The organism is Vagococcus martis, assembly GCF_002026305.1.
Classification (GTDB): domain Bacteria; phylum Bacillota; class Bacilli; order Lactobacillales; family Vagococcaceae; genus Vagococcus; species Vagococcus martis.
In genome coordinates this window covers 1589040-1614575 of the sequence record NZ_MVAB01000001.1, presented here as the reverse complement: position 1 = coordinate 1614575, position 25536 = coordinate 1589040, and the positions used below count along the sequence as shown (strand labels likewise).

General features: G+C 33.6%; 31 protein-coding genes and 1 other RNA gene. 10 read left to right on the top strand and 22 right to left on the bottom strand.

Features of this window, described 5'->3' with window-relative positions:
- The first annotated feature begins 110 nt into the window (after positions 1-110).
- Together BW731_RS07840 and BW731_RS07835 are read left to right on the top strand one after the other, a co-directional pair.
- On the top strand, positions 111-551 hold the full coding sequence (locus tag BW731_RS07840) for a DMT family transporter (protein ID WP_079347123.1): 441 nt from the start codon (positions 111-113) through the stop codon (positions 549-551).
- A 15-nt stretch (positions 552-566) separates the two neighbouring features.
- Positions 567-1013, top strand: coding sequence for a GNAT family N-acetyltransferase (locus BW731_RS07835; protein ID WP_079347121.1), 447 nt, complete (start codon positions 567-569; stop codon positions 1011-1013).
- On the opposite strand, the gene BW731_RS07830 is transcribed toward BW731_RS07835, so the two are convergent.
- From BW731_RS07830 to BW731_RS07820, 3 genes are all read right to left on the bottom strand, one after another.
- Positions 1001-1276 carry a hypothetical protein gene (locus tag BW731_RS07830; protein WP_143592759.1) on the bottom strand — a complete coding sequence of 92 codons (276 nt, stop codon included), beginning with the start codon at positions 1274-1276 and terminating at the stop codon, positions 1001-1003. The two genes, BW731_RS07835 and BW731_RS07830, sit on opposite strands and share 13 nt — an antisense overlap.
- 118 nt (positions 1277-1394) lie before the next feature.
- Positions 1395-2300, bottom strand: coding sequence for an SGNH/GDSL hydrolase family protein (locus BW731_RS07825; protein WP_079347117.1), 906 nt, complete (start codon positions 2298-2300; stop codon positions 1395-1397).
- Positions 2301-2341: 41 nt separating this feature from the next.
- Positions 2342-2773, bottom strand: coding sequence for a NusG domain II-containing protein (locus BW731_RS07820; RefSeq protein ID WP_071457540.1), 432 nt, complete (start codon positions 2771-2773; stop codon positions 2342-2344).
- A 169-nt stretch (positions 2774-2942) separates the two neighbouring features.
- On the opposite strand from BW731_RS07820, the gene trhO reads away from it, so the two are divergent.
- Both trhO and BW731_RS07810 read left to right on the top strand, forming a co-directional pair.
- The gene (gene trhO / locus BW731_RS07815; protein ID WP_079347115.1) at positions 2943-3920 is read left to right on the top strand and encodes an oxygen-dependent tRNA uridine(34) hydroxylase TrhO; all 978 of its coding nucleotides are present in this window, start codon (positions 2943-2945) and stop codon (positions 3918-3920) included.
- Between the two features lie 103 nt (positions 3921-4023).
- Positions 4024-4371 carry a hypothetical protein gene (locus BW731_RS07810; protein ID WP_079347114.1) on the top strand — a complete coding sequence of 116 codons (348 nt, stop codon included), beginning with the start codon at positions 4024-4026 and terminating at the stop codon, positions 4369-4371.
- Between the two features lie 26 nt (positions 4372-4397).
- On the opposite strand, the gene BW731_RS07805 is transcribed toward BW731_RS07810, so the two are convergent.
- Both BW731_RS07805 and BW731_RS07800 read right to left on the bottom strand, forming a co-directional pair.
- The gene (locus BW731_RS07805) at positions 4398-5357 is read right to left on the bottom strand and encodes an IS30 family transposase (RefSeq protein ID WP_079344899.1); all 960 of its coding nucleotides are present in this window, start codon (positions 5355-5357) and stop codon (positions 4398-4400) included.
- Positions 5358-5658: 301 nt separating this feature from the next.
- On the bottom strand, positions 5659-6120 hold the full coding sequence (locus BW731_RS07800; protein ID WP_408645969.1) for a DUF6891 domain-containing protein: 462 nt from the start codon (positions 6118-6120) through the stop codon (positions 5659-5661).
- A 652-nt stretch (positions 6121-6772) separates the two neighbouring features.
- Here BW731_RS07800 and BW731_RS07795 point away from each other — a divergent pair.
- Positions 6773-7204, top strand: coding sequence for a DUF3995 domain-containing protein (locus BW731_RS07795; RefSeq protein WP_079347111.1), 432 nt, complete (start codon positions 6773-6775; stop codon positions 7202-7204).
- A gap of 202 nt (positions 7205-7406) precedes the next feature.
- On the opposite strand, the gene BW731_RS07790 is transcribed toward BW731_RS07795, so the two are convergent.
- From BW731_RS07790 to BW731_RS07765, 6 genes are all read right to left on the bottom strand, one after another.
- The gene (locus tag BW731_RS07790; RefSeq protein ID WP_079347109.1) at positions 7407-8591 is read right to left on the bottom strand and encodes an MFS transporter; all 1185 of its coding nucleotides are present in this window, start codon (positions 8589-8591) and stop codon (positions 7407-7409) included.
- A gap of 146 nt (positions 8592-8737) precedes the next feature.
- Positions 8738-9175 (bottom strand): D-aminoacyl-tRNA deacylase, encoded by a 438-nt coding sequence (gene dtd, locus BW731_RS07785; RefSeq protein ID WP_079347107.1) that lies wholly within the window; start codon positions 9173-9175, stop codon positions 8738-8740.
- Between the two features lie 11 nt (positions 9176-9186).
- The gene (locus BW731_RS07780; protein WP_079347106.1) at positions 9187-11403 is read right to left on the bottom strand and encodes a RelA/SpoT family protein; all 2217 of its coding nucleotides are present in this window, start codon (positions 11401-11403) and stop codon (positions 9187-9189) included.
- Between the two features lie 118 nt (positions 11404-11521).
- Complete coding sequence (locus BW731_RS07775) at positions 11522-12277, bottom strand: 16S rRNA (uracil(1498)-N(3))-methyltransferase (RefSeq protein ID WP_079347104.1); 756 nt, start codon at positions 12275-12277, stop codon at positions 11522-11524.
- A 2-nt stretch (positions 12278-12279) separates the two neighbouring features.
- Complete coding sequence (gene prmA / locus BW731_RS07770) at positions 12280-13227, bottom strand: 50S ribosomal protein L11 methyltransferase (RefSeq protein WP_079347102.1); 948 nt, start codon at positions 13225-13227, stop codon at positions 12280-12282.
- 15 nt (positions 13228-13242) lie between these two features.
- Complete coding sequence (locus BW731_RS07765) at positions 13243-13716, bottom strand: DUF3013 family protein (RefSeq protein ID WP_233120450.1); 474 nt, start codon at positions 13714-13716, stop codon at positions 13243-13245.
- A 112-nt stretch (positions 13717-13828) separates the two neighbouring features.
- On the opposite strand from BW731_RS07765, the gene BW731_RS07760 reads away from it, so the two are divergent.
- From BW731_RS07760 to BW731_RS07750, 4 genes are all read left to right on the top strand, one after another.
- Positions 13829-15109, top strand: a complete 1281-nt coding sequence (locus BW731_RS07760) for a replication-associated recombination protein A (protein WP_079347100.1) — start codon at positions 13829-13831, stop codon at positions 15107-15109.
- A 39-nt stretch (positions 15110-15148) separates the two neighbouring features.
- Positions 15149-15338, top strand: a non-coding RNA gene (gene ssrS, locus BW731_RS07755) — 6S RNA.
- A gap of 3 nt (positions 15339-15341) precedes the next feature.
- Entirely contained in the window at positions 15342-15641 is a 300-nt protein-coding gene (locus BW731_RS12535) for a hypothetical protein (RefSeq protein ID WP_143592758.1), read from the top strand.
- A gap of 17 nt (positions 15642-15658) precedes the next feature.
- Complete coding sequence (locus BW731_RS07750; protein WP_079347098.1) at positions 15659-16114, top strand: universal stress protein; 456 nt, start codon at positions 15659-15661, stop codon at positions 16112-16114.
- A gap of 68 nt (positions 16115-16182) precedes the next feature.
- On the opposite strand, the gene BW731_RS07745 is transcribed toward BW731_RS07750, so the two are convergent.
- From BW731_RS07745 to BW731_RS07695, 11 genes are all read right to left on the bottom strand, one after another.
- Entirely contained in the window at positions 16183-17367 is a 1185-nt protein-coding gene (locus tag BW731_RS07745) for an acetate/propionate family kinase (RefSeq protein ID WP_079347096.1), read from the bottom strand.
- Between the two features lie 13 nt (positions 17368-17380).
- A complete protein-coding gene (locus tag BW731_RS07740) occupies positions 17381-18394 on the bottom strand; it encodes a class I SAM-dependent methyltransferase (RefSeq protein WP_079347094.1) in 1014 nt (337 codons plus the stop codon).
- Between the two features lie 126 nt (positions 18395-18520).
- Positions 18521-18847: a hypothetical protein gene (locus BW731_RS07735; RefSeq protein WP_079347092.1), complete on the bottom strand. Its 327-nt coding sequence runs from the start codon at positions 18845-18847 to the stop codon at positions 18521-18523.
- Positions 18825-19199, bottom strand: a complete 375-nt coding sequence (locus tag BW731_RS07730; protein ID WP_079347090.1) for a ComGF family competence protein — start codon at positions 19197-19199, stop codon at positions 18825-18827. The genes BW731_RS07735 and BW731_RS07730 overlap by 23 nt, the downstream gene beginning before the upstream one ends.
- 35 nt (positions 19200-19234) lie before the next feature.
- The gene (locus BW731_RS07725; RefSeq protein ID WP_079347088.1) at positions 19235-19537 is read right to left on the bottom strand and encodes a hypothetical protein; all 303 of its coding nucleotides are present in this window, start codon (positions 19535-19537) and stop codon (positions 19235-19237) included.
- The gene (locus BW731_RS07720; protein WP_158080182.1) at positions 19521-19964 is read right to left on the bottom strand and encodes a type II secretion system protein; all 444 of its coding nucleotides are present in this window, start codon (positions 19962-19964) and stop codon (positions 19521-19523) included. Before BW731_RS07720 ends, BW731_RS07725 begins: the two co-directional genes overlap by 17 nt.
- Entirely contained in the window at positions 19957-20202 is a 246-nt protein-coding gene (gene comGC / locus BW731_RS07715) for a competence type IV pilus major pilin ComGC (RefSeq protein WP_079348591.1), read from the bottom strand. The genes BW731_RS07720 and comGC overlap by 8 nt, the downstream gene beginning before the upstream one ends.
- Before the next feature lie 50 nt (positions 20203-20252).
- Positions 20253-21302: a competence type IV pilus assembly protein ComGB gene (gene comGB, locus BW731_RS07710; protein ID WP_158080181.1), complete on the bottom strand. Its 1050-nt coding sequence runs from the start codon at positions 21300-21302 to the stop codon at positions 20253-20255.
- Positions 21256-22209: a competence type IV pilus ATPase ComGA gene (comGA, locus tag BW731_RS07705; RefSeq protein ID WP_158080180.1), complete on the bottom strand. Its 954-nt coding sequence runs from the start codon at positions 22207-22209 to the stop codon at positions 21256-21258. Before comGA ends, comGB begins: the two co-directional genes overlap by 47 nt.
- A 97-nt stretch (positions 22210-22306) precedes the next feature.
- Positions 22307-23029 carry a YebC/PmpR family DNA-binding transcriptional regulator gene (locus tag BW731_RS07700; RefSeq protein ID WP_079347082.1) on the bottom strand — a complete coding sequence of 241 codons (723 nt, stop codon included), beginning with the start codon at positions 23027-23029 and terminating at the stop codon, positions 22307-22309.
- 75 nt (positions 23030-23104) lie between these two features.
- On the bottom strand, positions 23105-23617 hold the full coding sequence (locus tag BW731_RS07695) for a VanZ family protein (RefSeq protein ID WP_079347080.1): 513 nt from the start codon (positions 23615-23617) through the stop codon (positions 23105-23107).
- 96 nt (positions 23618-23713) lie between these two features.
- Here BW731_RS07695 and BW731_RS07690 point away from each other — a divergent pair, with 96 nt between their 5' ends.
- Entirely contained in the window at positions 23714-25528 is a 1815-nt protein-coding gene (locus BW731_RS07690; RefSeq protein WP_079347078.1) for a M3 family oligoendopeptidase, read from the top strand.
- Positions 25529-25536: the final 8 nt, after the last annotated feature.

Below are 25536 nucleotides of genomic sequence, written 5' to 3'. Positions count from 1 at the left end.
TTTGATTTATTTAAATGAAAACGTTATTATGAATTTACGTATAACTTTTGGTTTAAAATGATATATAAAGATTAAATTATGAGTGTTTTAATATTAAGGAGGAAGTCAACATGGTATTTTTATGGATAATTATTGCATTGTTAGCAGGAATTGCTCAACCTGTTCAAGGCGGTGTCAACGCGAGTTTAAGACAAGAAGTAAAATCACCTTATATCAGTGGGGCTATTAGTAACTTTATCGGAGCAACTCTGATGTTGATTGTAGGGAGTTTCTTACACAAAGGACCAATCACTATTCCAAAATTCCAACTCAGTCAATGGTGGATGTGGACTGGTGGTATTCTTAGTTTAGTGATTGTTCTAGCAACTATCATTATTCCAAGCAAAATCAGTTACACAACATTTTTTGGTTCATTTATCGCTGGACAATTAATCATGGCTGCTCTTATTGATTACTTTGGTTTCTTTGGTAATGACCCAATTCCAATGTCACCACAACGATTAATCGGTATTGCTCTTTTAATAATTGGCGTGGTATTAGTAAAAAAATAAAGGACGTGATTACCATTGATCTCTTTAAAACCAGTTAATGAGATGAATTTTAATGATACAATCTCACTCTCATTACATGACTATCAACAAAACTATGTTGTTTCTGTTGTATACTCTATCGCTCAATGCTATATATATCGAGATAATAATGATGTTTTTCCTTTTTTGATTGAATTTAATAATAAACCTATTGGATTCATACTACTAGATGAAGATTTAAATAAAAAAGAACTTTTAATTTGGAGACTTATCATTGATAAACACGAGCAGGGAAAAGGATATGCTAAAAAGATTATTAAATATGTGATTAGTCTATTAAAAGAAATAAACACATATGATTATGTGACAATTAATAGTGTTGAAGAAAATGAAATTATGCTGTCAGTTATTAACTCATTGGATTTCGATTATCTTGGCATTGACTCCTATACAAAAGAAAAAATGTTTCACTATCCTTTGTAATTTTCTAACTTTTCGATGGTTTGTCGGACTAACTGACGAGGTGGTAAATATCGTCCAGATTCTTCACGTTGAGTGGCTTTCAAGTCGAGTTGCCCCATATTAGACAGTTCACTCAAAGTAATTAGAGAAATATTTTTTTCTTTAGCTAGCTGCCACATATAGTTCAATTCTTTATTGCGTTTAACCGAATAATACTTAGTAATACCTAACAACAGTAAATATGTTATCATAAACCATATTTTTCCAGAGATTAACAATGACACACAATAGATTCCTATAAGAATATACAATAAATAATATATTTTTTTCATTGCCATAACACCTCCTATTTCTTATATAAGTATAACAAAAAAACTCTTACTTTTTCGTAAGAGTTTTTTGTTATTTCATTTGCTCCGCTAAATACTTAGCCAGAAAACGTCTTCCTTCAACATTTTGGTGTGTGGAATCAAATTCATCAAAATATTGTTCTTTATTATCAAAATTTATGACATCATAATTATTAATAAAGGTTACATCATTCTCTTTTGCTATTTTTTTACTTTCTTCTACAAAATCTGTTAATTTATAACCGTTCACTTCTCTTGTATTACTATCTTCTAAAAAAGTTCCATCTGGATTTTTCCAATATCTATATGCTGGTGATATCACGGTAATTTTTATATCAGGATATTCTTTTTTCAATTTTTTTATTGAATTATCTAATGCATAACTGTAGCTATGTACATCCGTTCCAAAAAGACTTGCTTCTTTCGTGAAATCGTTTGTTCCAAAACCAATAGTAATTTCATCAACATCAAAAAAATCAATTTTCTTAATCTTATCTAGTTGATCAGCAAATTTATCTGGAAAAACTCCAGCTGAAATACTTGCATCTTGGGTATTCCATTTGCTGATATCGCTATCATCTTTCACAACTTCATTTACTAAACTCACCAAAGATAGGGAGTCCCAATACATATAATCTTGTCTTGTACTAGCCATTGTATTTCCAAAGGCTGCATTTATATATTTATTTGGTGTTATTTTTGTTAATTCTGCTGAAATTGACGTATCTTCTGATGTTTCTCCAGTGTTTCCGAATATGCTATCTCCAAAATTAACAATCACCTTTGGTCGATTACTATCTTTTTCTTTTGTGACCTGTTTTACATCTACTTTTTCTTTTTGTATGTCTATTACATTATCTTTTACTGCAATTCCAGCATTAGATTTATATAAATAAATAAGTGCTACACCACATAGAACTATTAATGATAATATAGCTAACATTATTTTCTTTTTCATTAGAATACCCTTTCTATGATTACATCTAAATATCAATTAACCTAGTACGTCATAATCATTTCATCTTCATCATTATCTGGATTTTTAGCCTTTATCTCAATCACTAATTGATGAGGCAAGCAAATACTTGTTTGTCCTACTCGACTAATCCAACTTGTCATAACCGCAATTTGATCTGGACTATTATCTTCTTTTACTCGTATGCGAGTTCCATCGACTTCAACAATATTATATTTATCCCCACCTGGGTAGTAGGTTTTCTCAAAATGTTTTGTGTTTTCATTTAAATCAAAACGGTCAACTTCTTTACCTTTTATTGTAACAATTGCAATATTTCCACTAGTATCCTCTTTATGTTTTGCTTGATTTATACCAAATACCACATAAGGAACAAATGATAAAACTATCAAGCAGATAATTACTACACCATCCATATACCGCCATTGTTTTTTTAGTTCATGCCATATCTTCATCTCTTTATTTCCTTTCAAGCACTACTCTTAGTAAGATAACGTTAATTTCAAAAATCGTCAACTTATTTATTTAAATCTCTTTTTACATACTTGTGAAAAAAACTTCAATATTGCTATTTTATAGACTTTTCTCTATAATTATCTGATACAAACTCTAGGAGGAATTACAGTGTCAAAGTATCAAGTATTATTATATTATTTATATGTCCCTATTGAAGATCCTGAAGAATTTGCCAAAGAGCATTTAGAATTATGTAAATCTTTTAACTTGAAAGGCCGTGTCTTAGTTGCCAAAGAAGGTATCAATGGAACTCTCTCAGGTTTAACTGAAGATACACAACGTTATATGGATTACATGCATGCTGACGAACGATTTAAAGATATTTTCTTTAAAATTGATCCCGCTGACGAGCAAGCGTTCAAAAAAATGTTCGTCCGTCCTCGTCCTGAATTAGTGTCTTTAAAATTAGAAGATGATATTAACCCATTAGAATTAACTGGAAACTATTTATCACCTCAAGAATTTAAAGAAGCTATTTTAGATGAAGATACGATTGTAATCGATGCAAGAAATGATTACGAATATGATTTAGGTCACTTTAGAGGAGCTGTTCGTCCAGATATTCGTACATTTAGAGAACTACCTCAATGGATTCGTGATAACAAAGAAAAATTCATGGATAAACGTGTTGTAACATACTGTACTGGTGGAATTCGTTGTGAAAAATTCTCTGGTTGGTTAGTTCGTGAAGGTTTCAATGATGTTGGTCAATTACATGGCGGTATCGCTACTTATGGTCGTGATCCTGAAGTTCAAGGTGAATTATGGGATGGAAAAATGTATGTGTTTGACGAACGTATTAGTGTTCCTATCAATCATGTTGACCCAGTTATCGTTGGAGTGGATTGGTTTGATGGTACACCTTGTGAACGCTACGTTAACTGTGGTAATCCAGAATGTAACAGACAAATCTTGTGCTCTGAAGAAAACGAAGCAAAATATGTACGTGGTTGTTCTCATGACTGTCGTATTCATGAAAGAAATCGTTACATCACTGAAAATGACATTACACCAGAAGAATGGATTAAAAGAATTCATGACTTAGGTGAAGAATTTGATGTTGAAAGAATGGAAACTGTACAATAATAGTTACTTTAAACCTCTAACAAAGATAGTTGTTAGAGGTTTATTTGATATCTAGTGTATATAATAGTACGATAATTAAAACAATGATAAAGGAGATAAAGATATGTCTACTACAGCAAAATATATCTACCAAATTTCAACTAATCCTATCATAGAAAGCCGTGCTCTATCCTCTTTTTACGAAAAAGAAGAAATAACATCATTTGGTTTTCTCAATGATTTTTGCGTCATGACTGGTATGTGTTCTTCATTAGAGCAAACAATTGATACCATAAAAAAGAGTTCTCTAGTTTTTATCACTGGATACATGGACCATACTTCTTTCTTTGAACTCGGACTAGCTGTTTCATTAGATAAACAAATCTACTATGTGACAGAACATCTAAACAACACATTAAACTTACCTTTTCCATATTCCATAGAACCTCATATGATGATTTCATCAGTATAGTTGATCATTTATGATAATTTCATTTGTCAAATTAAGCTAGACAAAATATCGTTGTCTACATAACTCAAAAATACTTCCAATGGTGTTTTATAGTTTAATGATTTTCTAGGAATATTATTTCTTTTAGAAGCGATAGATTGGATAAAAGATTCCTCAACTTTGTTGAAATCCATTTGTTTAGGTAATCCATCTTTACGTAATAACCCATTAGAGTTTTCATTTAAGCCACGTTGTGATGGTGTTCCTGGATCGGCAAAATAAATATCAATATCATTTAGATTGCTGATTGATTTCCAATTAGAAAATTCTTTACCACAATCGAATGTGATTGATTTAAATAGATGGCATGGAAACTTTTTAAACCAATTATTTAAACTATTTTCGATATCTATTGCTCGTCTGCCTATTGGTTTTAACGTAATAATCACTTTCGATAGTCTTTCAACGAGTGTGATAACAGCACTTTTATGATCTTTTCCAACAATTGTGTCACCTTCAAGGTGACCAAATTCATTATTAAAGAGTTGATAGTCCTTATTACGTTGATGGATGGTTCTTTTAAAGGCTTGTTTACCTCTTTTTTCTTTATAACCATTCGCTTTCCTTTTACCTTTCATAGGTAATGCGGTCAAATCAAACAGTCCTTGCTTAAATAATCTATAAAGAGTACTGATAGAACATGAGATAGGAAACTCAGCACGACCAATAATGACATCTGGAGTCCATCCTTGAACAACCTTCTTTTGAATGTATTCTGTTTCATTATCAGATAAAGAAATAGGACGCCTGCCACAATTCTTTTTATTATTTTTGTATCTTTTATAGTAATCTAGTGCAGATAATCCCTCATCAAAAGCTTTGTAAACATTATAGATAGTCTGTTTTGCTCGTTTCAATTGTTTCGCAACGTATGTTCCTTTTTTATTTTGATGGTAATAAGCTTCTATCAAAACTAGCTCGTCTGTAGTAAGATGTGTATAGGTCATTTGTGATCACTCTCCTTGTTTTCTTTGGTTGGAAATACAATTTGAGTGTATCACAAATGATTTTTTAGTTGTCTAGCTTAATTTTACAATCGGCGTAATAAAAAAAGCCACTAGTTCTCACTAGTGGCAAAAAGGAGTTGTTTATTTACTTTGGAGGAGTAAATAAAATGAAAAAGTTTGTTAGGGTTGTTTTGTTGGTATGCTTATATAATAACCTCTATTTATGAAAAAAATGATGTCTTTTTTTATTCTTTTTGTGATGTTTTACTTAAGAAAAAGTAAAGGTCTTCTATCATTTTATCTACTGATGACTTTTCGTAATCACACTCAAAGATCTTACTACACTAGATAGTTGTTCGTCATATTGCTTATCCAAATGAAAATTCTTTATACCTATTTTTCTATCTAATGTTTCTTCCCAATAAACATCAAAATGGTTGGCTCTTAATAATTCAACGATACGTTGTCCTACTTCCATAGCAATCTCCTCATCTCCTGTCATACTATGAAAAGCTAAATATAGCGTTCCAGGTTTTCCAAAGCATCTTTCTATATCTTGTTGATGAAAAAAACAATAGCCTTTTCTAGGTATATCATATTCTTTCATCACATTAAAAACTGAGCCCACGTCTTCGTGACCTTCACTTGTATCAAATCCTGCATAATCAATCGCAATGAGAACTTCTGAGTTTAATTGATCAAATACTTGATGTAGTCGTTTAAAATTATCCGTTTTAGGTACAGCTTGTTTTAAACTTTGAATGATATTAGAAATTTCTTGTGATATTTCACTTTATCAATTCCTTTTATTCTTGTTTCTTACCAACTCTATTTTCATAATTATGCCATAATAAAAAATATGGAGACTTGATATGACAGAATATAAAAAAGCCACTAGATCTCTCTAGTGGCAAAAAGGAGTTGTTTATTTACTTTGGAGGAGTAAATAAAATGAAAAAGTTTTGTTAGGGTTGTTTTGTTGGTATGACTATATAATAACCTCTATTTATGAAAAAATGATGTCTTTTTTTATTATTTTTGTGATGTTTTACTTAAGAAAAAGTAAAGATAGGTTGGAGTTATCTTCTATTCACTCATCTCATCTCAATTTTTGAAAAAAGTGCCATAACACAAAAAAGCCACTAGTTCTCACTAGTGGCAAAAAGGAGTTGTTTATTTACTTTGGAGGAGTAAATAAAATGAAAAAGTTTGTTAGGGTTATTTTGTTGGTATGACTATATAATAACCTCTATTTATGAAAAAACGATGTCCTTTTTTATTATTTTTGTGATGTTTTACTTAAGAAAAAGTAAAGATACTTTTTTCCTGTTTCTATTAATCCTTTTCAACCTGAAAAGACAAGAGTATACTTAACCTACAAAAATGAACTAACTAATTTGAGAGGATGTTGGGGTATGTCATTTGTTTTTTTCTGGTTGTCTGTCGTGTTACTTATTAGTATAGGTCTCTTACATGTGTATTGGGCGTTTGGTGGGAATCTTTTTGGAGAGTATGTTCTTCCAGAATATAAGTATAATCTCAAACCACATTTTTTTAATCAAACACCTGGATCATTTATGTGTTCTCTAGTTGCTACAGCCTTTTTCATATTAGCTTTTTTAGAGATTATTTATCATTATCAGATTGGCAATCAAAAATTTGTCTCTATTTTACTAACACTAGCTTGTTTTGTTTTTACTGCTCGAATCATTGGTGAATTTAACTGTTTGGGCTTATTCAAACGTGAAAAAGATACGACCTTTGCAAAAATGGATAATATGATTTATATCCCAATATGTGTGTATCTACTTATTTCATTGATTGTTCAATTAACTATTTTAAAATAAAAAAGCCACTAGATTTCTCTAGTAGCAAAAAGGAGTTGTTTATTTACTTTGGAGGAGTAAATAAAATGAAAAAGTTTGTTAGGGTTGTTTCGTTGGTATGTTTATATAATAGTCTCAACCCATGACAAAATCATGCTTTTTTTTATTAATTTATCTAAACTTTTGCTTAAGAAAATATAAAGATAATTTTCAAATATCTTTCCTAGCTTTCTTTGTATAACTTAAATCCTGGTATCGTCAACATAATACATAAGCTCACTAAGTAAATTGCTGATAGGCAAACTACAACAGCTGTTAACGAGTAATTATCCATTAAAAATCCTATCACGACTGATGAAAACCCACCAATAGCTCTTCCTAAATTCATGATGACGTTATTAGCTGTCGCCCGAATTTCTGTTGGATAAAGTGAACTGATGATTGCACCGTAACCGCCGTACATACCGTTAATGAAGTATCCTACTAACATTGTTGAAAAGAGTAAACTCCACTGACCTTTAGCTAAAACAATCAAGTAAACTGATAGAGATGAAAAAATTAAAAATACAGCAAATGATAATTTCGGACCAAGTTTATCCATCACCGTTCCAAATGTTAACATCCCTAAACTCATTCCAAATATGGTACTAATCATCCACAATGACGATCCAGAAACAGAAAGTCCTAGTTGCTTCTGCATAATTGATGGTAACCAATTCATCAACCCGAAATATCCCGCAATTTGAACGGTTACCATCAGAGTTAATCCAACTGTTTGCCAAGTCGTTTGGCCATCTTTAAATAATAAAGATAATTTTGGCTTTTCACCACTTTCCTGACGTTCTTTAAAACTGTCAGGTTCTTCTAAACCTCGTCTAATAAATAAAACGAAAAATATTGGTAGTACTCCAATGACATACAGCATTTTCCAACCTAACACTGGAATAATCAATGAAGCCAAAACTGCCGCAACAATTGCTCCTACTTGTCCACCAATCGCAACAACCGACGTTGCTCTTGCTAAGTTTTTCTTTGAAAATGTTTCTGAGACAAGTGACATACAAGCTCCATACTCACCACCGGCTCCAATTCCAGCTATAAAACGAAATAAATAAACTAGGTAAATATTCGATGCAAAAAACATTAATAATGACGCAATAGAAAAGGTAATAACTGTATATGCAAATACTTTGACTCGTCCTATCTTATCGGCTAAAAGACCAAAAAAAATACCACCTGCCAACATGCCCAAATTAGTAATAGTGGAAATAAATCCCGCTTGAGCACTTGTAACCTGTAGTGATGAAATAATAGATGATAATGAGAATGCTAAAAACATGATATCCATGTTCTCTAAACCGATACCTGCTGCTGTTGATACTAAAACTTTTCGTTGATACTTAGACACGAACAATCTCTCCTTCTTTTAACCATTTTTACTATTAAATCATAATTATTCACAAAAAGAAAGAAAAAAAGTCATTTATTTATCATTTTTTTCAATCTACAATAAAAAGATATCAAACGACTATTAATAGCCGTCTGATATCTTTTTTATTTGTCATAAATAATAGTAACAGGTCCATCATTTTTTATATCAACTAACATATCCGCTCCAAAGACACCCTCTTTTACTTCTATGCCTTCTTGACGTAGCTGCTCGTTGAAATAATCGTATAACTTACTAGCCATATCAGGACGTCCAGCTTTAGCAAAACTTGGACGATTTCCCTTTTTTGTATCAGCTAATAAAGTAAACTGAGAAATAGATAAAATACTCCCACCTATTTGATGAATATCTAGGTTCATCTTACCTTCTTCATCTTCAAATACGCGTAGCTTACTAATTTTTTTTGCCAGATAATCTGCTTCTTCTTTCGTATCTTCTTCTGCCATACCAACTAAAAGCACATATCCTTTTTCAATACTTGCTACTTTTTTGTTATCTATTGAGACACTTGCTTCTGATACACGTTGCAATACTACTCGCATACTATTCTCACCTACCCTTTTGTTCGCTTCACGCTATGAACGTCTGGTATATTTTTTATCTTATCAACAATTTGTTCCAAGTGAGCTAGATTTCGAATACTAATAGTCAAGTGAATCACGCCCATTTTATTTTTAGCTGTTTTTGCTTCAACACTCATTAATTTTTTTGTATTGGCATTAACAACGAGTAACACATCATTTAATAAACCAGAACGATTGTAGCCGTAAATCTCTAAATCCGCATTGTATTCTTGTTCACTATTTGCCGCTGTATCTTCCCATTCTACTTCTATTTGACGCTCTTTTACTTCAGGTGAGCTGTTCATATTCGGACAATCCTTACGATGGATCGACACACCACGACCTTTCGTAATGTAGCCAACAATTTCATCACCAGGTACAGGATTACAACAGCGACTGATTCGCACTAATAGATTATCTGCTCCTTGAATGACAATTCCACCTTCATGGCGAATTTTCATTCGATTGGCTTCTTTTTTCTGAGCTGATTGCTTAATTAATTCTTCATTTTCTTCTTGTTGTTTCTTGATACCACGTTCTTTTCGCTCTTTTTCAGTCAGACGATTAAACACAACTTGCGCAGTGATTTCACCAAAACCAACAGCTGCATACAAATCATCTAATTGCTGGAATGCAAATTTTTCTAATGCATCATCCACTTTTTCTTTTGTTAAAAAATCTTTGGCGACAAAATCATTGTCTTCAAACATTTTTTCAAGTTGATGTTTTCCTTTATCAATGTTTTCTTCTCTATCACGAATTTTGAAGAAGCGTTTGATTTTATTTCTGGCTTTACTTGTCACCACCATATTCACCCAGTCTTGACTAGGTCCAAATGAATTTTGAGAAGTTAAAACCTCAATGATATCCCCATTTTTTAATTTATAATCAAGGGGGACCATCTTGCCATTTACTTTTGCTCCAGTGGTTTTATTTCCCACTTCAGTATGGATATTATAAGCAAAATCAAGCGGCCCTGAGCCTTTTGGTAATTCCGTTACGTCTCCTTTTGGTGTGAACACGTACACTTTATCACTAAAGATTTCACCTTTTACATTATCCATAAATTCAGAGGCGTCATAGTTTTCATCTTGTAATTCAATAATTTCACGTAATAAACTAATCTGATTGGCATTTTTATCCGTCTGTTGGTCTGTTTTTCCTTCTTTATATGCCCAGTGAGCTGCCACCCCAAACTCAGCAATTTGATGCATTTCATGGGTTCTAATTTGAATTTCAATCGGACTACCATTTGGTCCAATGATTGTGGTATGTAACGACTGATACATATTTGTTTTAGGAACAGCGATATAATCTTTAAACCGACCTGGAAGTGGCTTCCACTTAGTATGAATCGCCCCAAGAACTGCGTAACAATCTTTGATTGAATCAACAATCACACGAATGGCTAATAAATCATAGATTTCAGAGAATTCTTTTTTCTTGTCATGCATTTTACAATAAATCGAATAAATGTGTTTTGGTCGACCATAAATCTCGCCATAAATACCTAACTCTTCTGTCGCTTCTCTGATTTCTTCGACTGCTTGAGCCACATATTGTTCACGTTCACCACGTTTTGATTTCATCAGATGAACGATACGATAATACTGACGAGGATTCAAATAATGAAGTGATCTATCTTCAAGCTCCCATTTAATCAAACTAATCCCCAAACGATGAGCGAGTGGTGCATAGATTTCCAATGTTTCTTTTGCAATGCGTCGTTGTTTATCTTCTCTTAAATGATTTAGCGTCCGCATATTATGAACTCTGTCTGCTAGTTTTACCATAATAACACGTAAATCTTGTGACATGGCTAAAAGCATTTTACGATGATTTTCAGCGAGTTGTTCTTCATGTGATTTGTATTTAATTTTCCCAAGTTTTGTCACACCATCTACTAGCATGGCAACGTCTGGACCAAATTCTTTTTCCAAGTCTTCTAAGGTAACATCTGTGTCTTCCACCACATCATGTAGAAAACCTGTGGCAACAGTATGAGGATCCATGTTTAATTCAGCCAAAATCCCTGCTACTTGGATGGGATGAATAATGTATGGCTCCCCTGATTTTCTAAATTGTTCTTTATGCGCTTCTTTTGCGTAATCACTTGCTTTTTCAACAAATGCAACATGCTGAGGGTTCATATAAGTCGATACCATTTTTATTACTTCTTCAGCGGTCAAATCTTTTTCTTTTGGCATGTTTTCCCCTCCTTATGAAAAAAAAGTACCACAATAGTACTTTTTAACTTAATTCTATTACTCTTATTATAACGTACTTAATTCATTATTTTCAATTTATCGTGATTTTTTTATTTGTTTATTTTCCACATAATTCCCATTGATAACTCGTAGCTGATAACGCGTAAAGTGGTGCTGTTTCAGCTCGTAAAATACGTGGCCCTAACGCACAACTTTTCACGTCATACTCTTCTAATACCTTAATCTCATCTGGTGTTAAACCACCTTCTGGACCAAAAATAATGAGTAAAGACTCACCAGGTTTACAAGCTGATAACGTGGTAACAAACTGGCTTTTCTCACCTTGCTTACTAGACTCTTCATAAGCCACTAAACAATACGTGAAGTCCTTTGCTTTTTCTAATAATTCTTTAAAAGAACTATATAGTTGGATATTGGGTACAACTTGCCTGTGAGATTGTTCAGATGCCTCTTTTACGATTTTTTCCAATCGTTGCGTTTTCTTAACTCGTTTTTTCTCATCCCATTTGACGACAGACGTTTTTGAAGGAAAACCAATCAATTCATGCATGCCAAGCTCTGTGCCTTTTTGTGCGACTAATTCTAGTTTATCGCCTTTAGTATACCCACAAGCGATCGTCACATTGACTGGCATCTCTTTTTGCATCTCTTCTTTTGAGACTTCACTAAATATAATCGCAGACTCTTCTATGGACACAATGCTTGCTTTAATGGCCACTTGGTTTTGAAAGACTAAAAAGCATTCATCATCTACTGTCATACGCATCACATTTCTCGCATGATGAAAATCGCTGTCTCTTAATTCAAACGTTGCTTGTTCGTCATAATCATATGGCAAAAAATAACGTTGCATGTTTAATCCTCCAATTGTTTTTTAACAATGATAGCATACCAATCTTTTTGTTTGAATAATTGATCCACAACAAATGATTCTTTTTCTAATTCTTCTAAAATCATTGGGACTTTGTCTTCGATAATTCCTGAAATAATCAGTGTTCCGTCATCTTTCAGGCAACGATGTGCGTCTTTTAACATCAGTACAATAATGTCAGCCAGAATATTCGCCACAATGACGTCTGCTTTTTTATCTACACCATTTAATAAGTCATTAGCTGAAACATGTACGTCTTTTGCGATAGGATTTAATGCCATATTTTCTTTTGCGGAATTAACCGCAACCTCGTCTAAATCATAAGCAAACACGTCTTCTGCTCCTAAAAATTTACTCGCAATACTTAATACGCCAGAACCTGTTCCCACATCTAGCACTGTCTCTCCACCACGTAATGTCACCTCAAGTGCTTGTAACGTCAAACGTGTGGTTGGATGTGTGCCTGTTCCAAATGCCATGCCTGGATCAAGATAAATGATATGCTCATCAGGATTGTTTGGTGTATATTCTTGCCATTCAGGTACAATCGTTAAATAACGGCTAATATTGACCGGGTGATAATATTTTTTCCAAGCAGTTGCCCAGTCACTTTCTTCTACTTCAGAAGCAGTGATGCTATGTTCACCAATGTCTAAACCGAATGTCGAAAGTTCTTCTACTTTTAGTTGAATACTAGGAATAATTTCTGGTAAAAATAATGTTTCTGGGAAATAAGCAATCACTTCTGCCCCCTCTTTTCGATGAGAAAACGTATCTTTATCTAAAATCTCTCCAAAAGGGTCACTCTCAAAATTCACTAGGTCCATTGAGTCCTCAATAGCTACCCCGTTAGCTCCTGCTTCCATTAAAATACTTGATACTGCTTCTACTGCCTCACTGGAAGTAATAACAGATAATTGATTCCACTTCATTGTCTAATCTCCCTTTTAATACTTTGGATAAGCTACCATAGCTGTCTCGTTATTATTTTTTTTCATCTCTTCAAACGCCGCATCGTCCCATACTAACTCAAACGTTTCGATGGTTTCATCATTTAAGAAATCTAGTAAATCACCTTGTCCATTAACTAATACTTCTGCTAAATAGTTTGCTAACGCTGTGATATCTCCTTTTATCATTCCTTTTTTACGATTAAATGGAATCACAGTTAAATATTCTAATTCATCAGGAACTTCTTTATCATCAGCATATAATATTAAACTATCTTCAAATTCTATCACTTCTTCTTCAGATTGCGTTCCTTCTTCATCTTCAATGACATCATTTAATTTATTTTCAGCAAATAGCAAAACAGATACTTCTATACGATGTTGTTTGACATCCCAATCAATCGCAAAATCAAAGTCTCCTAAAGATTTTTCAAGTTGTTTTTCTAATTCTGTTAACATATTGTCTTTCATTTTTTCACACACTTACACTTTCTTTGTATTGTCTCTCCTATCATACAAAAGTTGCTAGCATTTGTCATTACTAATCCTATGTTATAATGAGTTTATTAAAGGGGGAAGACAGATGAATAAACCTCTCGCTTATCGTATGAGACCAAAAACGATTGATGATGTAGTTGGCCAAACCCATTTAGTTGGTGAAGGAAAAATCATTCGCCGCATGGTTGATGCTAAACAATTATCCTCTATGATTTTATATGGTCCACCTGGAACTGGAAAAACAAGTATTGCTAGTGCGATTGCAGGGTCAACTCACTATGCTTTTCGTATGTTGAATGCTGCAACAGATAGTAAAAAAGATTTACAAATTGTTGTGGAAGAAGCAAAAATGAGTGGCACCCTTATCTTATTACTAGATGAAGTCCATCGCCTTGATAAACCAAAACAAGATTTTTTATTGCCTCATTTAGAAAACGGTCGGGTTATTTTGATTGGTGCGACAACTGAAAATCCTTATATTTCAATTAACCCAGCGATTCGAAGTCGAACGCAGATTTTTGAAGTCAAACCGCTCAATGAAGAAGATATCAAACAAGCGATTGAAAGAGCGTTAACTGACAGTCAAGATGGTTTAGGTGAGTTGGATGTGACGGTCACTGATAAAGCCCTGACTCATTTAACACGAGCAACAAATGGTGATTTAAGAAGTGCACTAAATGGTTTAGAACTTGCTGTCAAATCAACTAAACCTGATGATCATGGAAAGATTATCATTACTTTAGATATCATAGAAGAATGTGTGCAACGAAAATCACTTACCCATGACAAAGACGGCGATGCGCATTATGATGTGATTTCTGCGTTTCAAAAAAGTATTCGTGGAAGTGATGTCGATGCTGCCTTGCATTATATGGCAAGACTCGTTGAAGCTGGGGATATGATGTCGATTTGCAGACGACTGATGGTGATTGCGTATGAAGACATTGGTCTAGCTAATCCTGGAGCTTGTGCAAGAACTGTTTCGGCTGTTCAAGCAGCTGAAAAATTAGGCTTTCCTGAAGCACGTATTCCTTTAGCCAATGCTGTCATTGATTTGTGTTTATCACCAAAATCAAATTCAAGTATCGTCGCGATTGACAATGCCTTAAGTGACATTAGACAAGGAAATACAGGAGACGTTCCTAATCATTTGAAAGATTCACATTACAAAGGTGCTGAAAAATTAAATCGTGGAGTCGATTACAAATACCCACACAGTTTTGATAACCATTGGGTCAAACAACAGTACTTGCCAAATAAAATTAAAAATACCTCTTATTACGAACCCGTAAAAACTGGAAAATACGAAATAGCTTTAGGAAAACAGTGGGAATGGCTAACATCACAAAAGAAAGGCCAGTCCTAACAATTGAAGAATCTTAACTCCTGTGCTATTATATAACTAAGATATCTGTGATGTACGCAGTATCCCCATTAGTGTTGACCGAACAAATCGTTTTACTTTGGGAATCAACGAGTATTTATTAAAAACAGGCCTTTTCATTTGGTAGTTTGAGGTATTTACAGCGATTCCCACCTGCATTTTTTAGCGGGTTCAACCATCAGGGATACAAAACGGCATCGACGGATATTTTTTTGTGCGTTTAAAAAGAAAAGGTTGTGATACGTTGTATAAAATTATTCTATTAGTTTTTGCTTTTATTTTATGTGTTATTAGTTATTTTTTATCAAAAAAGCAAGAGGCTTTGTTAGTCGTTTTTACTAAAAAAAATCAACCCACATTAAAAGCTTTTTCAGTATCACTTCTTGTATTAGCGATTATTGGTATAGTTATTGGGTTATTTTTTGCAACAAAGTTAACTAGCTTAGTTTTCATCATTATTGTACTTTGCGTATCGGCTGGATTTAGTATAATATTATCTCAAAATATTCACTAAGGGGAGTATGGATTATCATGCAAAAAGAATACAAAAAAATATTGGTCGCAATGGATGGATCAAAAGAATCAGAACGTGCACTAAAAAAAGCAGTGCATGTAGCCAAACGAAACGATGCCACCCTTTATATCGCTCATATTGTTGATATGCGCGCATTTGAAACTGTTTCATCTTATGACGAGACACTTGCAACAAATGCTAAAAAAGAGGCTGATGAAGCCTTGAAACAATATATTGAGTACGCTCATGAGCACAAGTTTGACAAAGTAGAAACAGTGATTTGTATTGGTGTACCTAAAATCGTTCTATCTGAAGATTTACCAAAAGAATTAGGAATTGATTTAATTATGTTAGGTGCAACTGGATTAAATACAATGGAGCGAATTTTATTAGGTTCTGTCTCTAGCTATGTTTCTGTTCATGCCAAAAGTGATGTTTTAGTCGTTCGCACCGACGTGGATAACAAACAATAAAATAAACCTTAAAAATCAAAAAAAGACGAGAAACCAATCATTTGGCTCTCGTCTTTTTATCTATCTAATTATTTTTTTAATGCTTCAACGTCTCTAGCAATCATTAATTCTTCATCAGTTGGAACTAATAATACTTTTACTTTTGAATCATCAGTTGAAATAATGCGTTCTTCTCCACGAACGCTGTTTTTCTCAGCGTCCATTTCACAACCGAAGAAGCTTAATCCATCAATAATGTTTTTACGGATATCTACTGCGTTTTCACCAATTCCTGCTGTAAAGACAATCGCATCTACACCATTCATTGTTGCAACGTAGCTACCGATGTATTTACGTACACGGTCTTCAAAGATTTCTAAAGCAACTTTTGCTGCTTCTGTATCAGAGTTTTCTAAGTCACGCATGTCACTTGAAATACCTGATAAACCTAATAAACCAGATTTTTTGTTTAAGATATCAATCATATCTTTAATGTTAGTTAATTCTAATTTACCCATTAAGTATTGTAATAATGATGCATCAATATCACCAGAACGAGTTCCCATTGTAACACCTGCTAGTGGTGTGAATCCCATTGATGTATCGATTGATTTTCCACCTTCAACCGCTGTAATAGAAGCGCCATTACCTAAATGACATGTAATGATTTTTAACTCTTCGATTGGTTTACCTAACATATCAGCTGCACGTTCTGCAACGTAACGATGACTTGTTCCATGTGCACCATATTTTCTAGCACCATATTTTTCATAGTACTCAGTTGGAATACTGTATAAGTAATTTACTTTTGGCATTGTTGTATGGAATGATGTATCAAATACTCCAACGTTTAATGTGTTTGGTAATAATTTTTGGAATACACGGATAACTTTTGCTTCTGCTGGGTTATGTAATGGTGCAAATTCTGCTAATTCATCAACTAAAGCAAGTGCTTTATCATCAATAATAGCTGATTCTTTGAAATGTTCCCCACCAGCTACAATACGGTGTCCAGCTCCTGTGATTTCATCAAATGAGTCAATAATGTTTAATGCTGTTAATTGTTCTAATAACATGTTAATAGCAATTTCATGATCTTCGATGTCTTTGATTACTTCATATTTTTCATCTTCGCCATATTTAATAGTAAAGATTGAATCATTTAAACCAATTCTTTCTACGATTCCTTTAGCGACTACTGTTTCTTCTGGCATTGTATATAATTGCCATTTTAAACTTGAACTTCCAGCGTTAATTGCGATTGTTTTTGACATTTTATTTTCTCCTCTATTTTATATTCGATTCGCACCATTGACGAAACTGATTGACAAAATTTAATACACTTTGATTTTCTTTCAAAGATGGTAATTCTGCAAGTAATACTTCTTTTGCTTGCGAGGATTCTCCACCTTTATTTTGAACCAAGACTATTGATTTTCCTAAACTTTTTTGACTAAAAAGAGTTTTTGGTAATTGTAATATGCCTTGTAAGTAAACTTCTTCCACTAACCATTTTTTTAGGACATCCGCCTGCTCTGTTTCCAAAAAATTATTTGGTAATAAAAATAAACCAAATCCTCCTTCTTTAACATATCGCATGCTTTGTTCCATGATTAAATGATGAGCATAACTATGTTCAGTAGGAAAAGATGTCATGAAGTCTTTTGCTACCTCGTCTTTAGGATAATAACCTATCGGTAAATCAGCTATTGCCACATCAAGTGGTTCGATAAGAAGTGGCTCTAAAGAATCTTGGTGAAATAATTCAACCTCTAATCCTAACCAATTCTTGTTTACTGCAGCTACTTGTAATAGCAAGTCATCAGCATCAACGCCAACGCCTCGAATATCTTTGTAACCAGCTAAATCCAAATTACTCAAAATTGTATAGAGTAAGTTACCCATACCAACTGACAAGTCCCCAACAACCATATTGCTTTTTTCATGTTTGGTTAGTTGTTCAATCATATAAACAAATAAAAAACCAATACTATCTGGTGTTAGTTGATGATTTGCTTGAAGTGGTTCCACTTTTAAGCCACTAAGTAATGTTAACTGGGTGATTTTTCGTTTTTCTTCAACTGACAAGTCCATATTTAATAATTCTTGATAATATGTTTCAAGTTGTGTCACCTCTGACTGACTTGGTACATTATCAATCACACGAACACTGCCACCATCCAATAAATTTTCACCGTTTTCAACATAGGCATCAAAAAAAGACGTGTCCAATGTCTTCTGTAGCAATTTCACAGATTCATTCAAATCTTGAAAGCCTATCTCAACATTCGTTTGAGACAAATGTGTCACCTCTTCCTTGTCTTATTCACAAATCTCTTACTTTCCTATTCTATCGAAAGAATTTGGATATTTCAAGGCATTCAAACTGAAAATGATAGGGTTTTTTTCGTCTGATGATAGCCTTTACTAATTATTTACAAAAACATGTCGTTTAAAACCACTATGAAGTTCTATTTTTAATTTCACTAAACTACCAAATCTGCTTTTCTCCAGTGTCACTTGCCCCACAGAATAATTGACAATTTTGGTTTCATTATTTTCCATTATTAAAATATCTGCTTGAGATTTTTCTTCAAGTATATCTGCTAAATAAGAGTCTGTTGCTTGTTTCATCAACAACTGTTTTTGCTTGTAATCATCAATCAAATATAAGGTACTAATCGTAAAAAGTGCCAATAAACACAAAAAAGGGATAGCTATCCCTCCTTCATTATTTTTGTAAAAAGTAAACATAACTATCCCCTTTTTCTGTTTCTAAATTCATCTCAATAACATGGTCGTGCTCAATACAGTTCGCTGTTTTAAGTCCTACAATAATTGGATGAAAGCCAGGTTGCTTCCTCAATGTGTCTTTGTATAAGTCAAAAATAATTTTATCCTCTTTATCTGGACCTTTTTTTTTGTAAATCAATTGACTAGGTTGTACCTCAACAAGTGTCAGTTCTTTTATTTCATACTCTAATTGTTGTTTTCCAATCTGTATTTCCAGATAAGATGCGTCTTTTTGTACTTGCCATATGCCATTGACCTGCTTGATAAATGGTGTCACAAATAATAATAATCCCATCGTTAAACTAAGTGCCACAAGACACTCGAACAGTGTAAAACCACTTTGTGATGTCAGCCATCTCTGCTGATATCTAACACGCGACCATTTTTCTTTAAAACAATCTGTTGATCACTCCCATCAATTATCACTATTTTTTCTTTTTCTGCTTTTTGGCGTAAGGCTTCCTTATCTTTTTGTGTGGTAGCATACTCCCACTCTTTGGCAAAAATCGCTAACTCTAAATCATTCTGGCTTTTCTCCTGTTCATATCTGATAAAAACGATGGTTTCACACATAAAAAGGATTCCCACTGTTAAGGCAAGCATAGCTAAAAGACTTTCTAATAATAAATACCCATCATTTTTTCTCAACATATTTAAACACCTTACTACTACCTAACTGAACCACATATCGAATGCTCGTTTGAGTTGAGTCATCATAAAACTCAAAGGTTTCTAAAACACTTGGACTAGCTGATCCACTCTGTAGCGTTACTTCACTGTCTTTTTGAATATATAAAGGCCTCTTTATTTCAATCTTCTCTTCTATTTTTTCTCCCTTAAAGGTGTAACTAAAGAAGAGACACTGTGAGGAACTTATTGCTTTAACTTTGCTCTGTTCCTGTTCAACAACGGCACTATGCTGACTTCTCTCATACAATCGTTCAAACAAAATAAGTTGAGAAGCAGCAGTTTGTTTTTCCCGCCACTTCTCTATTTTTAAAATTGGCATGATAGCTAAAATACTAATGACAAGTAACACACATAAACATTCCCAGAGTGTAAAACCTTCATCATTCAACCACAATGCCTATTTTCTCGGCTTTGTCTTTTTGTTCTTTTGAAATATATCCTCCCTGAACTAATTCATCTAAATCTTTTGGTCGCTCAGAATGATCTAAATAGTACATTTCAGTTTGTGTTTGGATGACCTTACCTAGCGCTTCATCTCCTTGTTTGTTAATACCGGCTTGTTGTTTCGTCAAATTTGGTACAAACAAAATAATCAGAACAGCAATAACTAATAACACAATCAGCATTTCAAGTAACGTAAAACCATCATGTTTTTTTCTTAACTTCTTTAACGTATTCAATAGAAATCCCCCATTCCACTGTATATTGGCAATAACAAAGAGCCATAAACTGATACAATCAGCACAGCAATTAATAAAAATGTGATTGGCTGTAGCCACTGAATTTTCTTCTCACATTCGGCAATAAATACTTCCCACTCTCGTTGTCCAAATACCACTAGCTCTTGACCTAACTTTCCGTGAACTTCTCCTTGCCTAATAATCCAGGTTAGTTCTGGTTTTAAGAACGACCACTGACTGATTGGCTCATCAATAAAAATACCCGCTTCTAGTTTTGTTTTAAGTTTTTTTGACATTTCTTGCATCAAGTCAGAATAGCCTTTTTGTTGCATAACTAAAACGACTTCTTTAAATTCCATTCCTTGGGATAATAAATTTCCCCATTCTGTTGCAAATAGTGATGTGTAATAACTTGTTAATAGTTTTCCGACAAGCGGTATTTTACAATACAGGCGTAATTTTTTGATTTGTGATTCTCGGTTTAATCGCTTATTTATCAAATAACAACTAGCAAAAATAAGAATCAATCCAATACCACCATACCTCAGCCCATTATCCAATAAAGTAAACATACTAGGTTGTGAATCGTCTTGGGATAAATCAGATAATTGAGGTAAAATAAACCACTTCATTCCAACTATCATCGCAAATAAAAATAACAACAATAACACTGGATAACTTAGTACTTTTACCATGTCTTTTCGTTGTTTTTCTCGTTCTTTCATTTGGGTGGACATTCGCTTTAACGTTCCTACTAAGTCTCCATGTACTTCAGAAAACTTGATTGGCGCTAATTGTTCTTTAGAAAATCCCACACCCATCAAACAATTAGCAAACGTCTCTCCTTTCAACAACTTCTTTTCAATGTATTTAAATTGTTTATCTTGTTTGATAGAGATTGTCCGCATAAATTTGATGCTTTGTTCTAAACTAAAGCCATTTTCTAAAAGGTTCCCTAATAGGTATACAAATTCATATTGCTCTTGACGTGATAAAGCCTTAATTTTGGTAGGTTTGGTAAGTTTTTTGTGTAATTCTTTTTTCATAGTAGGCTTTCTGCAAGCTTTTTTCCCAGCTGTTTTCGTTTTCTTTGTCTGATATATCATATAGCACACCATATTTTCCTTTTGTCGTCAGTGGAATCATCTCTTGATAGATAATTCCTTGTACACTTTGATTGATTTCCTCTTTAGGAATCCCTAATTCGATTAATCTTGCTTCAACTCCTTTCCTATTTTTTGCATGAATGGTCGAAAAAACTAAATGTCCAGTTAAAGCCGCTCGCATAGCCATCTGGGCTGTTTCTCTGTCTCTTATTTCACCAATCATCAAACAATCTGGACGATGTCTTAAACACACTTTGATTAATTCTTGATATGTCAGACCAATCTTTTCATTCACTTGAAATTGCATAAGATGACTGTCTTCAATTTCAACAGGATCTTCAATCGTAATAATGTGTTTCTTTTGTTTATGAATCAGGTGCTGCATCAACGTATGCATGGTCGTTGACTTTCCAGAACCAGTTGGACCAGAAAATAAAAACAAGCCATTACGCGTGACTTGTTGGTTAATACTATCTAACTGTTTTGGGTTGATGAAATGAAGCGTCTTTGAAGACATCGGGTATAAAAAACGAATCACCAATGTCTCCCTATTTAAAAAATCTCCTACCACAGATAAACGTATTCTGACGTTTCCTTGTTTGCGTTTTATTGTCGTTCCACCCATCTGTACTTTTCGTTTTTCTGCAATATCCATTCCAGCTAGATATTTAAAATATAAAATCAATTGCTCTGCCGTCTTATGAGAGAGCTGACTGTAACGATGAATGTCATGGTGGTGCCTAAATGATAATTCATAATGTGATGACTTTGGTAAGACATACAAATCACTCATTTGATTGGAAAAACCATAATCTAATAATGTCATAGCAAGTTTTTTCATTGTCATTTCCTTTCTCATAACTTATATTTGCGATTTTTTTGAAATTGACCTAAAAAACACAAAAAAAACCAACTAGACGTTATCTAGTTGGTCATTTATTTATTTACATGTCAGCTGATGTGAAGACTTCTGACACGTCATCATCATCTTCTAACGTATCAACAATTTTTTCTAATTTTTCTTTGTCACTATCACTCAATTCAACCAATGTTTGTGGCACCATTGTTAATTCTGCTTGCGCTAATGTGTAATCTTTTTCTAACGCATCTCGCACCGCTGTAAATTCACTTGGATCAGTATAGATTTCAAATACTTCATCAGACACCTCGATGTCGTCTCCACCTGCTTCAAGCACACTTAATGTCATCGTATCTTCATCCACATCTAGTCCCTCACGCTCGATCACAATATATCCTTTACGATCAAACATATAAGCTACCGAACCAGATTCTCCTAAAGAACCACCATTTTTATTAAACGCCACACGCACATTAGTAGATGTACGATTACGATTATCTGTTAAAGTATGAACCAAAATGGCGACACCTGCTGGACCATATCCTTCATATACTACTTCATCATAGTTTTCACCTTCGCCAGCACTTGTTGCTTTTTTGATTGCACGCTGGATATTATCATTAGGCATATTGGCTGTTCTTGCTTTATCTAATACTAATCTTAGTGAAGGGTTAGAAGACGGATCGGGACCACCACTTTTTGCTGCCATATAAATCTCGCGTGATAATTTTTGAAACACTTTACCACGTTTAGCATCTTGTGCTCCTTTTCTATTCTTAATGTTATTCCACTTTGAATGTCCTGCCATTTCAATTCCCCTCTTTCTAAAATAATATAAAACACATAACTTTAGTTTAACATAAGTTGTTCTAAAATGAGACCTTTATCTAACCTTCTTTGACCTATTACGAATAAATTCAAAATAAATCACTAGCATCACACATGCTGTTAACGCCCCAACACTATCAAGCATCACATCTTGAAAAAGTGGTGTTCTATCACCTGTTAGCATTTGATGAAATTCATCCATCGCTGCATAACCTGTCGCACTAAACCACGCAAAAAACAAACTCCAGATTGATTGCTTTAATTTAGAATGTAACACTAAAAACAAACTTCCTCCTAGAATAAAAAATGTAAAAAAATGAGCGGCTTTTCGGATAAAAAATTCAACAAATTTAAAATAACCCATTGCTCGTATACTGACTTCACTGCCACCATAATTAAACATTATTCCTTGAAGTTTTGACGCAAATGGCTCACTTTGCAACCACTTTTGAAGTAACGGAACAGAACTTTGCTCTGTATAGGTTTTTGATGAACTATAAAATAAAATAACCATAATCACAATCGCGATTGCAGTATAAACTTTAGGTTGACTTAATTTACTTTTCATAATGAACTTCTCCAATCTTAAATTTTTTTGCTTTTTTATCATTGTTTTTTAATAGTATAGGGTATAATATAACCATAATGAAAGGAGTCAGATAAAATGACATATTCAATAACATGGGATTTAGATTCAATTTTTAACGGAGGCATTGACTCAAAAGAGTTAGAACAACGCCTATTATTACTAGATGACGAGATTACAGAATACCAATCACTTGTCACAGACTGGAATCCAGAAACAGATGCGCCTGAATTTAAAGCATTCGAGGCAATCATGACTGTTCAAGAAAAACTATCCAAAGGATTTGGTCAAACAATTAGTTTTGTCAACGCCATTCAATCTGCAGATGTAAACAATAAAAAAGCTGGTAGTGTATTAGCTGGTTTATTTACTAAATTGACAGGTTTTAAAAACGCGAATGTCTTATTTAATAAGAAACTAACTAACCTGTCAACTGATACTTGGAACACACTTCTTAATTCTGACTTTGCCAAAAAACAAGGCGTGGCTTTTAATTTAACAGAAGCTCGCGAACAAAGCAAACGCTTGTTAAGTGAAAATGAAGAATCAGTTATTAACCAATTATCAACAGATGGATTCAATGCTTGGAGCTCTCACTACGACACAATCGTAGCAAACATCCAATTTCCATTTGAAGAAGATGGTAAAACAACGTATCTTTCAGCAGGTCAAGCTTTTAACCGTATGATGGGGGACGCTGATAAAGATGTTAGACAACGTTTGTTTGATACATGGGAAAAAACTTGGGCAAATTATGCACCACTTTTTGCTGATACCTTAAATCATTTAGACGGATTCCGATTAACAAATAACAAACTACACGGTATCACTGATCATTTGGAAATTCCATTAGAGTATAACCGTATGAAAAAAGAAACATTGGACGCTATGTGGGGAACCATTGCTGAAAACAAACAACCATTCGTTGATTTCTTAACTCGTAAAGCACAATTATTCGGTAAAGAGAAAATGGATTGGCAAGATCAAGATGCACCTGTTATTTTAGGTGAGTTTGAAGAAAAACGTTACACATTCAATGAAGCAGCTAATTTCATTGTTGAAAACTTCAATAAATTTAGTCCTAAGATGGCTGATTTTGCTAAAATGGCCTTTGAAAAAAGCTGGATTGAAGCAGAAGATAGACCAGGTAAACGTCCAGGTGGTTATTGTACTGGATTGCCAGAAAATGAAGAATCTCGTATCTTCATGACATATGGTGAATCAATCAACGAAGTCTCTACATTAGCCCATGAATTAGGACATGCTTTCCATTCACACGTGATGTGGGATTTACCATCAGTTAGCCAAGATTACGCAATGAACGTAGCAGAAACTGCTAGTACTTTTGCCGAACTAATTGTCGCTGACGCCACACTTAAACAAGCTAAATCAACAGAAGAAAAAATCAATTTACTTGATATTAAAATGCAAAATGCCACAGCGATGTTTATGAACATTCACGCGCGTTTCATTTTTGAAAATAATTTCTATACTGAACGCAAAGAAAAAGTCTTAACAGATACAGAAATCACTGATTTAATGGTAGCTGCTCAAAAAGAAAGCTACTGTGATTCATTGAATTCTTATCATCCACATTTCTGGGCAAGTAAACTGCACTTCTATATTGATGATGTGCCATTCTACAACTTCCCATACACATTTGGTTACCTGTTCAGCTTAGGTATTTATGCCTTCGCTCAAAAACAAGGAACATCATTTGAAGATGACTATATCGCTTTATTACGTGATACAGCGTCAATGACAACCGAAGAATTAGCTCAAAAACATTTAGGTGTTGACTTAACATCAAGTGAATTCTGGCAAGCTGGAATTGATATGATGATTCAAGACGTTAATACTTTCTTAGAATTAACCGAAGACTACGTTAAATAATTTAAAAA